Raw genomic sequence first — 12,304 nt, 5'->3', positions numbered from 1 at the left:
CGAGAGACGGAGAATATGGGATGAAGACATTTCTGCGGCGGCTCTTTGGAATGGAAACGCAAAGCGAACTGCCCACGCGCCCAAAGACAACGGGTCTTCGCATGCAGAAGTTTGGGCACGACCTCGTCCGGATCGAGTCGATCGGGTTCTTCGGTCATCATGCCGCATCCCCCAATGGAGATTTTCACCTGATTTGGGCGGACCGAAATCCTGAAGGTACGGTAGGTGGATACCGCCACGAAGGCCATGGTTCCTGGTCCCTGCTTCACGGCGATGAAATTGTCGCAACGGGACGGCTCGAGCGTCCCACGGATGGAAAGACCGCGAACAATGGCAGCTTCATCATCCACGACCGCTTGTTCGGCGATGGCCTCAAGGGTCGGTTCGTAGCCTTCGGGGCCGACGGTGCAAAGCTGGTCGAAAAGGAACTGACCGCCAATCTGATAAGCAACGGCCTGTCGGACGATGGACGCATCGCTATTTGTCAGACCGCAAATGCCCCCGGCAGCACCGACAGTTGCCGCTACATTCTTTTCGATCTCGAACAGGGCGATGAAATCGCCCGCTGGGAGGTCGAGACAGGTTGGGCGGACGGTTATGAATTCGATACGACCAGTCGCCACGTCTACTTGTTACGGACGAACGCCGGCCGTGTCGGCTATGACTTCGACGGGGCTATGCTCGACCGCAAGGGCTGGCAGACCGAGCGCATCGGCGCTGGCGATCTTCATGTCATTCGTATGGTCCTCGCGTCAGAAGAGCCAATGGATCGCGGGATGCGAGAGGCACTTTTGGCCGGCTTGCATGTCGCGGCGCAAGGTTCTGAGCGCACGCTGCAAGCGCATGCTTTGCGGCTCTTGGGCGAATGGCACGAACAGGAAGGCGCGATCCAGGAGGCGGTGGACGCTTATGGGAAGGCGTTGAGCATCGATGCCCGAATCGGCGTTGCTCGAAAGCTCGAAAAGCTTCGAAAATCTCTGCCGTAATCTTGAAAGTGGCGCACCCGACAGGATTCGAACCTGTGACCTTCGCCTTCGGAGCAATTATTAGCAGTCTATCCGAAACGTGCGATGGACTACGCTACAGTGCGATAAAGCACTGAAATAACTTTACTTTCCAGCGCATCACGACGGAAAAACGTAACCGGCTCTACGCTGTGGTTTTCCCCCATGTGCTTACGTGGTGCTTACGCGAGAGCCCAACTGGAAAGGATAAATTCCATGCCAAAGATATCGAAACGGCTTGTTGAGAGCGCCATAACCAAGCCCAACGACTACGTCATCTGGGACGATGATCTACCCGGTTTCGGGTTGAGAGTCTTCGCGTCGGGCAAGCGCAGCTATGTGATCCAATATCGAAGCAACGGATCTTCCCGGCGCTTCACTATCGGCCTTCACGGTATCTGGACGCCCGAGACTGCACGACGCGAGGCGAAGGCACAACTCGGGCGCGTGGCTCAAGGCGACGATCCGGCTGAAGAAAAGCTGGAGGACCGAAATGCCATGACGATCAAGGAGCTTTGCGAACGCTATATCGGCGATCTCCATGCGGGTCTTATCCAGGGCAAACGTGGTCGGCCCAAGAAGCCAGCAACAATCACTACCGATATCGGCAGAATCAATGGCCACATCATCCCGGTCCTCGGGAAAAAGCGCGTGCGCGATCTGAGTAAGGCTGATGTGACGAAGATGATGAACGACATCCTGATCGGGAAAACGCGCGCGGTCAGGAAGACCAAGAACCTTCGCGGCAAATCCATTCTTCGCGGAGGACCAGGGGCGGCAAGTCGTACTGTCGGCTTACTCGGCGGGATTCTTACCTATGCAAATGACGCCGGGATTGTGGAGCGAAATGTTGCCCATGGCATCAAGAAACCAAAGGATCAGGTTCGAAACCGGCGCCTAAGCACCGCTGAATATCGGGATATGGGTGAGGCGCTGAAGCGTGCGGCAACAGACCCCGATCTTGCTATGATGGCCGACATAGTGCGTCAGATTGCTCTGACCGGCTGTCGGCGCAGCGAAATCATCGCTTTGCGGTGGAGCGACGTGGACCTCTCGAACAGTTGCCTACGACTGTCGGATTCAAAGGAAGGCGCGTCGATCCGCCCGATTGGCCTTCCGGTGGTCGAGTTCCTGGAGATGCAGCGCGAAGTTGCTGCGGGAGATTACGTGTTTCCTGGATCGCGGGGTGGCAAGGCGTATGGCGCCTTTCCCAACAAGTGGAAGAAGATCTTCGCCGGGACTGCACTTGAGACGATCACAGCCCATGTCCTTCGGCACAGTTTTGCGAGCATTGCCAATGATCTTGGCCTCAGTGAGATCACAATTGCAGCACTCCTTGGCCATGCCAACAGTTCGGTGACCAGTAGATATGTCCATACGCTGGACAACACACTCGTCATGGCGGCCGACACTGTCTCGGGGTATATTCAAGGCCTACTGGACGGCAAGGAATTCAAACAAACTGCCTATGCCTTTGACAGATTTGCGAGAAAGACATCTCTTGAGCAGTTTCTTCAGAACGCCATTGAGTAGTTATCCCGGGGCCGCGTTAGGTTGGACCACTTTATAAGACTGAGCATAATTTGCGCTTCTGGATTCAGGCATGCGATAGAGTGCCATCTAACTATTGTCCCCCAGAAGGAGAACGCAGGGATCGCCTTTGGGGGTCAAAATGGTCGTCTGCCGTTTGCCTCTGGTCACGCTGACACGGAAAGTCTGCCGCGCCTGATCGTCGATCTGCTCCCTGGAATTGAAGCGCACTATCCTGTCGCCATTGTAGGGCGGCTGCCCCTTTCGCTTGATCGGCCAGTGTTCAAAGATGATGACCTCGTCGAATTGCTTTCCCTTGGCCTTGTGCATGTTCATCACGACGACCCCGGATTCGGGCTTCGCGTTCGTCGAAAAGTGCTCCTGAATGAAAGCCTGCCGCGTGATAGCCAGGGCATTGCGATAGCCGCCATTGTCACGCCAATCCTGGGACAGTTCCTGACGAAGTTGGGTGCCGCGCTCCAGAATGCGGAGATTGCGCACCTCTTGCCCAATCTCCTTCAGGCGCGTGCAACTCCCATCCTCCAGAACACGCCGCACAGCGCGCCAATCCTTGTCGGGATCACCCGTCAGCACAACGGCACGGGCGTCCTCGTAGGCGACAATCATCTTGACGAGAATGCTGTTTTTGCGGATCGCCTTGCCTGCCGCCTGACAGGCCAGCCACTCGTCGTATGCTTTGCGGATGTTCGCGGCTTCCTTGAGCGCCCCCTGTGTCGGCTCATCGCCGCCTTTGCCCTGAAAGTAGCTGCATATCAGGTCGATGAACTGACCGAAATGCTGGTCGACGCCTGGCTGCATGAGGAGGGCAATGACTTCCGCGCCGAGAATGGCCGCCTCCAGCTCAATGACCGCTGAGTGGGGCACCTCGGCCATGCCGGCAGGTGGCTGGCGGAAGGCATCGGATACCAGGCGCGTCATCCTTTTTGTCGGCACCAAGATGGCTAGCGACCAATTGACGACACCCGCGTCCACGAGACGCTTCCGCGCCTTGTAAACCGTCGTCACGAGCTTGGTCATCGCCGGATCGGGAAACGGGTCGAAGACATCGAAGTCGATGCCCTTATAGGAATCCTGCCGGAATTTCCCGGTGAGCACGTCATTACCGAACAGAGCGATCTCGGTTCCGGCGCTACGGTGATTTTCTGTGCTCAGGTCCACTTCCGTCGACTTGAAGGCTTCCCGGAAATGGTCGAGTCGGGCAGGATCGGCGCCGATCCAGTCGTAAATGCGTTGCTCCGGATCCGCCAAGGCGATCAGGCGGCAGACTTCGCCCAGCGCCTGGACAACACGCCACTGCGCCTCGTTGGTGTCCTGGAACTCATCGAGGATGATGACAGGGTACATGATGGCGATAAGGCGTCGGATACGCGCGCTGCCATGGAGAAGGTCGCCCACATAGGGGGCATAAAGATCAAAGCACACGCGGCCGTCTTCCGTTGCAAGGCGGGCGCGTTCCGTCTCTTCCGCGGTCTTTTTTGCTGCTTTCTGCGCGTCCGTTAGATTCCGGACGGGGAAGCCTGATCGGGCGGCCGAGAGCGCGATAGCCTCACCGGGCGGCGTGAGAATGAAGAGTCGCCGCGGCAGCCCGATGAGATAGCCGTGTGCCTTAAGGATGCGCCAAAAAAAGGAATGGTAGGTTTCCACGTCGATGAGGCGCTTCTGAGCGGGCGGGATCTGCTGCTCGTACTCGATCGCCTCGACCACGCGGGAAACCGTGGCGCGGGCAAAGCTGAGGAACAGGACCTTCTGACCGGGGCGAAGGTCCCACTCGGCAATCTGCGCCGCCTTGAGGATGGAGATGGTGGTCTTGCCGGAGCCCGGCCCGCCTGTGACCAGGAGATGACCGCCCGCCTCCATGATATCCTGTTGGCCCTTAGTCAGTTCCATGTACGACCGCTTCCAGGTGCTCCTCCGCAGCGACGGGTGCTGCAGGTTGGTCACCGCCCGCAGGCGCAGGAAGACAAGCATCCTTCAACTTGACCGCCGCATGCCGGAGCCATTGGGGAATCTCAGCCTCGCTGCATTGCGCGAGAAAATCGGCAATGCCCCAGCTCCCCTTCGACTTGGCGAAATAGTCCGTCAGGGCGGCAGCGGCCTGCGCCTCCGGATCGGGATATTTCTGAGCCAAGTCTTGGGGCCAGTCGATCAGCTTGGTGAACCGCTTCAAGGCGGCCTCCGTGGTGCCTTTCAGCACCATGGCCTCAAAGCCTTTTTCGTCGTGCATCAAGAGCAGATCGACCTGCGCCTCAATGAGGTCCTTGTTGGCGTCGCTCTGCTTGTCGCAGATCGCGAAAGCCCGTTTTCCGAGGTCTCGGTACAGCTTGGCCATGCCCGGGATGTCGGTTTCACCGCCGGCATCAACAATGCATACGCCGAGCGCCTCAAGGGATGCGTAGGAATCGGGTTTGAGCTCCGCCAGGCGGCGGCACGCGACAGGGAAGGCCGAGGTTTCTGTGGCGCCTTCCGCCACAAGAACACGACGGGCAAGCAATCCTTCGCAGAAGCGCGTACGAAACTGCTGCCGATAGCGTTTCAGCTTCACATTATCCGGGAGGATAATTGCCTTTTGTCCCAGTACCCCTTCTCCATCGCGCCCGAGCACCACAGTTTCCTCGACCGCAAACTCCTCCAAAACATAGGGGGAGTGAGACGTGAAGAGCGTCTGTGACGCAAGCTTCCGCACCTCGTGAACGATACGCTTCTGCGCGTAGGGCGGGATTGCAGTCTCCGGCTCCTCCATGGCGAAGATGACATTCTGTTTGTCTTGGGCAATCTGGGAGAGCATTGCCAGGACGAGCATGTTGATGGTGCCCGTGCCCTGTCGATAGAACGGCGCCGCATGGTCTCCGTCACCCGTAGCGATGAAGGCCGTGATCACCTTGCGCAGATGCTCGCGGGTGAGATTAGAGACCTTGAGATGGGGCTCCACGCCCCACTCTTTTGGCACGTACTTCTTCAGCGCCGTGTTGATGCTCTCGAGCACGGGCGAGATGCCCAGCTTCGGATCGCTCGCGACCGAGATGCCCGCCAGGGTGCCGAGGGTGGCCTCCCACATCTGTGGTCTGACTTCCTTGAGGCGCAGGATGATGTCGAGCAGACTGCCTCTCTCCAGGCTCAGTGCGCGTGAACCTGTGCGAAGGGAGCGCAGGTAGAGGAAGCCGCACACCTGCTTGTGTTTCCTGGAGAACGGCTCGGGCCGGTCGCTCTCGGTCAGGCTGCGGGTGAAATAGGTCTTCCCCTCGAAATCGTCCTCCTCGGCATCGTACCAGCCGAGGAACGTGACACGCAGTGCTTCGGTGATGGTGGCGGCATCCACACCGGCCGGATTCGGCTCGTCGTAGAAGGTGTCGGTCGCTCCGTCCCAAAATTCGGTGTAGTCTCCGAATTTCCCTTTTTGCTCGTCGGTGAGGTCGGCAACGGTCACCTCGATCTCGATCCTCGGTGGTTCGACGTCGGTTTCCGGTGCCGGAAGCTCCCCATCGCCGCCGTCAATAGCCGCTTCGGCCGCTGGCGCAGCAGGCGCAGCAGGCGCGAGAAGATACGTCCCCCGGAAGAAATCGTGTTCATCGATAGGCGGCTGACGATTGAGCCGGTCAGGCCCAAGGACCAGATCAAGCGCTTCGAGTATGGTTGTCTTGCCGGTGTTATTGTCACCGATAAGCACACCATGCTGCGGCAGCAGCAAAGTCGCGGATTTAACGCCCCTGAAGTTATTTATCGTTATCCGACAAGCCCTCACATTTACCCCCTTTGCTTGGGCTCTCCTTGAAACCCGATGCTAAACCTCACTTCTATCTCGAGCGGCCACTGTTCACGCAAATTGACCCATCATGGTTGGACAAAGACGCGACGTCAGCGATGCTGTAGACTACAATTTTATCGATATCACCCGAGCAGGCGACCCGAACGTTCGGAGGCTCCTCGCTGTCCATTCGCTCCCCTGGCGCGGTATGAACCGCCGCCTCATAGTGCAGTTTGATCCTGACGAGCCCAGCATGTCTGCGCCCACCTTCGCGGAACCTGACCAGGGTCCGCTAGCGGGCGGCCGGAAGGTGAATGCTAGGCATGATCTAACCCTCGGTCTCTGGCGTCGCGACTGCGAAATTTCGCGAGGGTTTCCGAGATGGTGATTGCGCTTCGCAGATCTCCAGGCGCGTGGGTGCGGACGTAGTCAGCGCCATTGCCGATCGCGTGAAGTTCCGCCGCAAGGCTCGCTGGACCCAGATCCTTTACAGGAAGGCCAACGGTGGCGCCCAAGAAGGATTTCCGCGACACCGAGACCAATAGCGGAAGCCCCAACGCCGACTTCAGCTTTTGAAGGTTCGACAGCACGTGCAGCGATGTTTCCGGTGCGGGGCTCAAGAAAAATCCCATCCCCGGATCGAGGATGAGCCGGTCGGCAGCGACCCCGCTCCGTCGCAAGGCGGAAACCCGCGCCTCGAAGAACCGCACAATCTCGTCGAGCGCGTCTTCGGGTCGAAGGTGACCGGTGCGGGTGGCGATGCCATCCCGCTGCGCTGAGTGCATAACCACCAGCCTGCAGTCCGCCTCAGCAATATCGGGATAGAGCGCAGGGTCAGGAAATCCTTGGATATCGTTCAGGTAGCCCACGCCGCGCTTGAGCGCATAGCGCTGGGTTTCCGGTTGGAAGCTGTCGATTGAAACACGGTGCATCTGATCGGACAGGGCGTCTAAGAGCGGCGCAATACGTCTGATCTCATCGGCCGGCGATACAGGCCTCGCGTCCGGATGGCTGGCGGCCGGTCCGACATCCACGACGTCTGCTCCGACTCGCAGCATTTCGATCGCCGCGGTGACAGCGCCGGCGGGGTCTAGCCGCCGGCTCTCATCGAAGAAGGAGTCCTCGGTGAGATTCAGAATGCCGAACACCGTCACCATGGCGTCGGCCTCCGCAGCGACTTCCACGATGGGGATCGGGCGAGCAAAAAGGCAGCAATGACGCCGTGGCACATTGGCGACTTCCACGTGGAAGTTTCACCGAGCTGACTCGGCGGGCCCAGGCGAACGGCCATTTACGCTACGCTCCCTAGTGGTGCTCCACTTAGCATACATTCCCCAAGTGGCATGCCGTCTGACGTGAGTTTAGCCTGAATCCGACCGCAGGACAATCATTTTCCGTCCCGAGCGGCGTCGTCGGGCGCGCAAGGCGCTGAGACAGGGCAGATCGGCCCGCGAAGCCGCCGTGTTGTGCCCTGGTGGCGGTGTTTTTCAGCGCAGCGGACAGACCCATCCTGCCGTTTTCGTTCAGTTTGGGCGTGGATGGCGGTCATGCGCATAGCGGAGGCGCTCGCAATCGGCGGATGGCGGCGAGGATGGCGCGGACCATCGGACCGGTGACGGCCACCTCGGCCAGCTGGAAGGTGATGGCGCGGGCATGGCGGACGACACGTGCCCCGATCTTGATCAGCTTCAGTTGCAGGCTGGTCAACGACCAGTCGGCCATCGTCTCGGGCAACTCGATGCAGCGCAAGAAGATGGCCAGGTTGTAGGCCAGCGCATGCAGTTGCAGTCGCACCTCATTGTCGCGGAACTTCCGGCATGACAGCCGCGTCCAGTGGAAGGCATATTTACCTTCCTTGATGTGCTGCTCGGCGGTGCCGCGCTGGTTATAGAACCGCACCACCCAGTCGGGCTCCATCGGCAGGTTGGTGACGATGAAGCCGACACGCGGGAACAGTTCGCCCGGATGCCATTCGATCTTGGCGATCACCCGGCGTTCCTTGTCCCAGGATGCCGCCTGATACTCGAAGTCTTCGTAGAAGCGCTTGACCTTGGTCAGCGAAGGTCGCCCGACAGGGCGCGTCAGCCGATGCGCGATCTTCTCGCGCAGGACGTTGTTCGCAGGCAGCCGGATGGCGTAGAAGAATCGGGCTTCTTCCAGCCGCTCATAGATCGCGGGGATCGCGTAGGCGGCGTCAGCCCGGAAGAACCGGCCGCAAAGGTCGCGCTCCGCGTAGCGGGCGATGACGGGGTCGAGAACGTCCCGCCAGCCATCGGCGCTGTGGACGTTGCCATGGCGCAAGGCGCAGCGCTCCAGCATGCCGAACTGGTTGAACAAAAAGTTCGGGTGATAGCAGGTGCAGTCGAAATGCCCGTTCCAGGCCGCGCCCTCCTGATCGCCATGGGTGGGGCTGACCGAACTGTCCATGTCCAGAACGATGTACTTCAGCCCGTTACGGTCATGGAACCGGTCGATCCATTGGCCATTCAGGTCGGCCAGCGCGGCACGGTTCTCGGGCTGTGCCAGTGTCTCGGTCTCGAACCGTCCCATCTGCGAGGCCGAGGCCGCTTGCGCATCGACAGCCCTTCCACCCACGACCTGGCGCATCACCGGATCGAGGGCCAGGCGGTCGGCGTCGTTCACATCCTCGTATCCGGCCAGTCGCCCGAACACCGATTGCCGGAACAACCCGTCAAGCCGGTGGACCGTGTTCTTGCCGCGCCGGGTGTCGCGCAATGCTTTTGCCGCCAGATCGGACAGCCCGAGCGCGTCATCCAGCTCGCGCATCACCAGCAGGCCGCCGTCGGAACTGAGCTGCGCACCTCGGAACTCCACATGCACCCGGCGGTCGAACTCGACCCGATCTGCCCGCTTCGAACCCGCACCCTCTGGGTGATCCATCAAACGCGCCCCTCACGGCCATCAACACCATGATTTATATCGGAAATATTGAGATCCTGACAGCAAAATCAGCGATTTACTTGGGGAATGTGGGTTTTATTCATCTTTGACATAGGTCACGTAGAAACCCTTGAGCATCCGATGCTCCTGCATCCGCTCCCCCAGTGAAAAACCGTTCATCTTCCGAGGGGTCGGCTGAAAGATGTCCAGCCCACGATCCAGAACCATCTTCCATCCGGTGTCTGTGGTGATGTCGCGAGCATGGAGCGTTCCACTCCCATCAAACGCCCAGGTGAAATCGACGCCCGTGCCTGTGCAGGCCTCAGCAATCCCGTCCAGACATTCTCGCTGCTCCTGGATGTTCCCATCGTCCGGAGCCGTGACAAGATGCACGGCGACCTGATCCTCGGGCTGTTTGCGCCGGATCAGCATCTCAATCAATTCCATGACGTTGCGCGCCTGATGGAACTTCCGAATATAGGGGTCTGTGATGATGATCCGCGTCGCACCATCCGTCCAGGGACCAAAGATCTTGTCGAAGCTGATGCCCTTGCGGTTTTCCGTGAAAACAACGTGGCCAGGCTTCGGGACAAACGCAGGGGCAACTGACACAACAGGTGCGGCAGAAGACGAAGCCACTACAGCCGGCGCTGCCGCAATCGGTACGGTCTCATGTTCCGCTCCACCGTCCCCCCCATCGCCGGCCGATCGGCGATGGTAGAACTGGGGAAACTCTTCTTCCTCGAGAGTAGTGACAGCGCGCTTTGCGCCATCTGATGCGATGTAGTGGAAATCCGCACTCTCAAAGGTGCTGTCGATCCGAAGAAGCTGATCCTTCACCCGCTTGCGGCATTCAATCGCAAATCGCAGCAGCTCTTCGACCTCAGCTTCCGTCTCGCCTCCATTCGGGAAGATCAGCTTCAGCAGGCCGGACATGGTCTTATTGATCGCCGCGCGGTCCCGGATATGGGTCTGAACCGGAATGGTGAAATAGCGATCTGGCCGGTGCGAGAAGTCCTCGGCACGCAGATGCCGCAGAATTTCGGCAAGATAGTCAACAATGAACCCATAGCCAGATGTGAACATCTCACCCCGGATGATGTCGACCTCCCATCCGGGCAGATAGGCATGCAATCGATCAATAAAGGCGCTGTCGTGGAACTGCGGCGGCAGAGCTTCGAACAGGTCCGTATTTTTCAGCATCCAAGGCACGTTATGGTCCGTGTTGCCGACGAAGGCGAAGCTGGCCTCGGCGCCCATCGGATTTACACCACGAGAGAACTGCTTGTTCGCCATGTAGTTCTTCATGATATCGACAAGCGCCTTGTTGGCCGTCTTCTCGCGGCCGGCAAATTCGTCAAAGGCCACGACATCCCAAAAGCCGACCAATCCGATCCGGCCATTGGAATTGTTCACGAAAAGCTTGGGAACAGTGATTTCACCGCCCGAGATCAGCTGACCATGTGGTGAAAACTCGGAATAGATATGCGATTTACCCGTGCCCTTGGGGCCAAGTTCGATAAGGTTGTAGTTGCGCTCGACGAAGGGGACCAGACGCAACAATTGCAAAAAGTTTCGACCTGCGCCCGAACAGTGACGGATCAAAGCCGATGCTCTGCATCAGAAGATCGATCCATTCCTCCGTGGTGAACTTGTCCCGCGTCTCGCGATAGCCGTCATAGTCCACGCGGGCGATCTGGATCGGCTTCAGCGAGTCGATGATCCAGGGAGAAATCCGGCTGTCTTCCGAAAATTCGTACTGCACATCGGCGATGCACCAAATACCCGTAACCAGCAGTTTCGGATGTGCCTTGACCGTGGCGCTGTCGATGGCAACCCGCTTGATTCCGAGGTTTTCGAAGACCGCCTCATAGGCATCGGTCTTTTCATTCAGCGCCACGCTGACCTGGTCGATGACCTTGTAGCGGCCGCGCTCCTTGATCGTCGACTGGACCAGCCCCGCTTCGGAACGATGGACGTAGTGCTTGCGCAGGATGTCCTTGACCGTTTCGATGCCTGTCGCAATCGAGGCTTCGTCATCGGTCGCGCAATATTGGCCGAGAAGGTATTCGAGCACATAGGTGGGGACAATGGCGTTCCCCTTCACGGCCTTCACCAGGTCCTTACGGACCACGAAACCGGCAAAATGCTCATTGATCTTGTCATCAAGCGTCGACATCGGCACCTCAGAAATCGAAATCTGTACTGATCCCGCGTTTCAGCAGCAGCGGCTGCGAAGCGTGATCTTCGAAATGGCTGGTCTTACCGATGCGCGTTCGCAGCTTCAGGAAGACTGTCTGATTGTTATAAGCGTCTGCCGCCTTGGACAGCAGGAAGCTCCGCGACAGCTCGCGCTCACGCGGGTTCTCAGACGTGAAATCGAATTCCAACTCGGCTTCGTCAGAGATGAGTGTTCCATCGTCAGCAAAGATGGCTGCATGCACCTGCCGGGGCTGCTGCTTGTCGGTCACTGGCTCCGCCTGATAGAAGGTGACCTGGATCTGGCCCGTGGTGATCTGAGCGCGGGGTGGCGGAATGATCTGCACCGACACCTGCCCGACATCCTCCTTGCGCTGCTTGCCGACACGCAGAACGGGCAGAACGATCTCCTGCAGGCTCGCCCCACCATGGACAAAGCGGCTGCCCGATCCTTTGACGCGCAGGCGGTTGATCGAGTTTGGAATCAGGATGTCCTGACCACCCTCCAGGCCAAGCTGCGCGGCCGTGAACTTCTTCATGCCACCGCTGCTGCTGAGGCCCTGCCCGATCACATAGCGCCGGTTGCGTGTAACGATGTCGCCTTCCGGGTCGCTCAGCGCGAAGCCGCTCTCTTCCAGAGCCTTGTGTTGCCACAAGAAGCCGTGATCGGCGGTGATCAGGATGTTCGAGAAGTTGGCCGAGGTCAGCTTCCGCACCAGCTTCACCAGATCCTCGATGGCAGTCTCTGCCGCAGCGGGGACATTTTCCTCGGTGGTGAGCTTATCGCCAATCGCGTCGATCTGGTTGTGATACAGATAGAGGACATCATGATCTCGGAAGAGGTCTTTGCCCTCCGATGATCCCAGATTCATGAAATCCTTCGCCGCCAGAACCTTTACCCGGTCTC

9 protein-coding genes and 1 tRNA gene are annotated in these 12,304 nt (G+C 58.9%); 2 read left to right on the top strand and 8 right to left on the bottom strand.

What is annotated here, in order from left to right:
* Nucleotides 1–20: 20 nt before the first annotated feature.
* Nucleotides 21–986 carry a hypothetical protein gene (locus KNJ79_RS00055; protein WP_077031326.1) on the top strand — a complete coding sequence of 322 codons (966 nt, stop codon included), beginning with the start codon at nt 21–23 and terminating at the stop codon, nt 984–986.
* A 9-nt stretch (nt 987–995) separates the two neighbouring features.
* On the opposite strand, the gene KNJ79_RS00050 is transcribed toward KNJ79_RS00055, so the two are convergent.
* Nucleotides 996–1,089, bottom strand: a tRNA-OTHER gene (locus KNJ79_RS00050).
* Between the two features lie 131 nt (nt 1,090–1,220).
* Between KNJ79_RS00050 and KNJ79_RS00045 the strand changes: the two genes are divergently transcribed.
* Complete coding sequence (locus KNJ79_RS00045; RefSeq protein ID WP_317152359.1) at nt 1,221–2,537, top strand: tyrosine-type recombinase/integrase; 1,317 nt, start codon at nt 1,221–1,223, stop codon at nt 2,535–2,537.
* A gap of 87 nt (nt 2,538–2,624) precedes the next feature.
* Here the strand turns inward: KNJ79_RS00045 and KNJ79_RS00040 are convergent, their stop codons facing one another.
* From KNJ79_RS00040 to KNJ79_RS00005, 7 genes are all read right to left on the bottom strand, one after another.
* Nucleotides 2,625–4,523 carry an ATP-dependent helicase gene (locus tag KNJ79_RS00040; RefSeq protein ID WP_317152358.1) on the bottom strand — a complete coding sequence of 633 codons (1,899 nt, stop codon included), beginning with the start codon at nt 4,521–4,523 and terminating at the stop codon, nt 2,625–2,627.
* Entirely contained in the window at nt 4,429–6,240 is a 1,812-nt protein-coding gene (locus KNJ79_RS00035; protein WP_317152357.1) for an ATP-binding protein, read from the bottom strand. The genes KNJ79_RS00040 and KNJ79_RS00035 overlap by 95 nt, the downstream gene beginning before the upstream one ends.
* Nucleotides 6,241–6,614: 374 nt before the next feature.
* A complete protein-coding gene (gene sul1 / locus KNJ79_RS00030; RefSeq protein ID WP_032072921.1) occupies nt 6,615–7,454 on the bottom strand; it encodes a sulfonamide-resistant dihydropteroate synthase Sul1 in 840 nt (279 codons plus the stop codon).
* Between the two features lie 388 nt (nt 7,455–7,842).
* Complete coding sequence (locus KNJ79_RS00020; RefSeq protein WP_003168745.1) at nt 7,843–9,198, bottom strand: IS1380-like element ISKpn23 family transposase; 1,356 nt, start codon at nt 9,196–9,198, stop codon at nt 7,843–7,845.
* A gap of 96 nt (nt 9,199–9,294) precedes the next feature.
* Nucleotides 9,295–10,767, bottom strand: a complete 1,473-nt coding sequence (brxL, locus tag KNJ79_RS00015) for a BREX system Lon protease-like protein BrxL (protein ID WP_317152356.1) — start codon at nt 10,765–10,767, stop codon at nt 9,295–9,297.
* Nucleotides 10,691–11,377 carry an anti-phage BREX system Lon protease BrxL gene (locus KNJ79_RS22560; protein WP_317152355.1) on the bottom strand — a complete coding sequence of 229 codons (687 nt, stop codon included), beginning with the start codon at nt 11,375–11,377 and terminating at the stop codon, nt 10,691–10,693. The genes brxL and KNJ79_RS22560 overlap by 77 nt, the downstream gene beginning before the upstream one ends.
* Nucleotides 11,378–11,384: 7 nt before the next feature.
* The gene (locus tag KNJ79_RS00005) at nt 11,385–12,269 is read right to left on the bottom strand and encodes a PglZ domain-containing protein (RefSeq protein ID WP_317152354.1); all 885 of its coding nucleotides are present in this window, start codon (nt 12,267–12,269) and stop codon (nt 11,385–11,387) included.
* Between the last annotated feature and the right edge of the window lie 35 nt (nt 12,270–12,304).

The organism is Sphingopyxis indica (assembly GCF_032879645.1).
In the GTDB taxonomy this organism is placed as follows: Bacteria; Pseudomonadota; Alphaproteobacteria; order Sphingomonadales; family Sphingomonadaceae; genus Sphingopyxis; species Sphingopyxis indica.
This window is presented reverse-complemented; position numbering and strand designations above follow the sequence as displayed.

Bases quoted from the DNA above. Each gene is read 5' to 3' on its own strand.
- KNJ79_RS00005 (WP_317152354.1), bottom strand. From the start codon at position 12,269: ATGAATCTGGGATCATCGGAGGGCAAAGACCTCTTCCGAGATCATGAT.
- sul1 (WP_032072921.1), bottom strand. From the start codon at position 7,454: ATGGTGACGGTGTTCGGCATTCTGAATCTCACCGAGGACTCCTTCTTC.
- KNJ79_RS00055 (WP_077031326.1), top strand. From the start codon at position 21: ATGAAGACATTTCTGCGGCGGCTCTTTGGAATGGAAACGCAAAGCGAA.
- KNJ79_RS00040 (WP_317152358.1), bottom strand. From the start codon at position 4,523: ATGCTTGTCTTCCTGCGCCTGCGGGCGGTGACCAACCTGCAGCACCCG.
- KNJ79_RS00045 (WP_317152359.1), top strand. From the start codon at position 1,221: ATGCCAAAGATATCGAAACGGCTTGTTGAGAGCGCCATAACCAAGCCC.
- KNJ79_RS22560 (WP_317152355.1), bottom strand. From the start codon at position 11,377: ATGTCGACGCTTGATGACAAGATCAATGAGCATTTTGCCGGTTTCGTG.
- KNJ79_RS00020 (WP_003168745.1), bottom strand. From the start codon at position 9,198: ATGGATCACCCAGAGGGTGCGGGTTCGAAGCGGGCAGATCGGGTCGAG.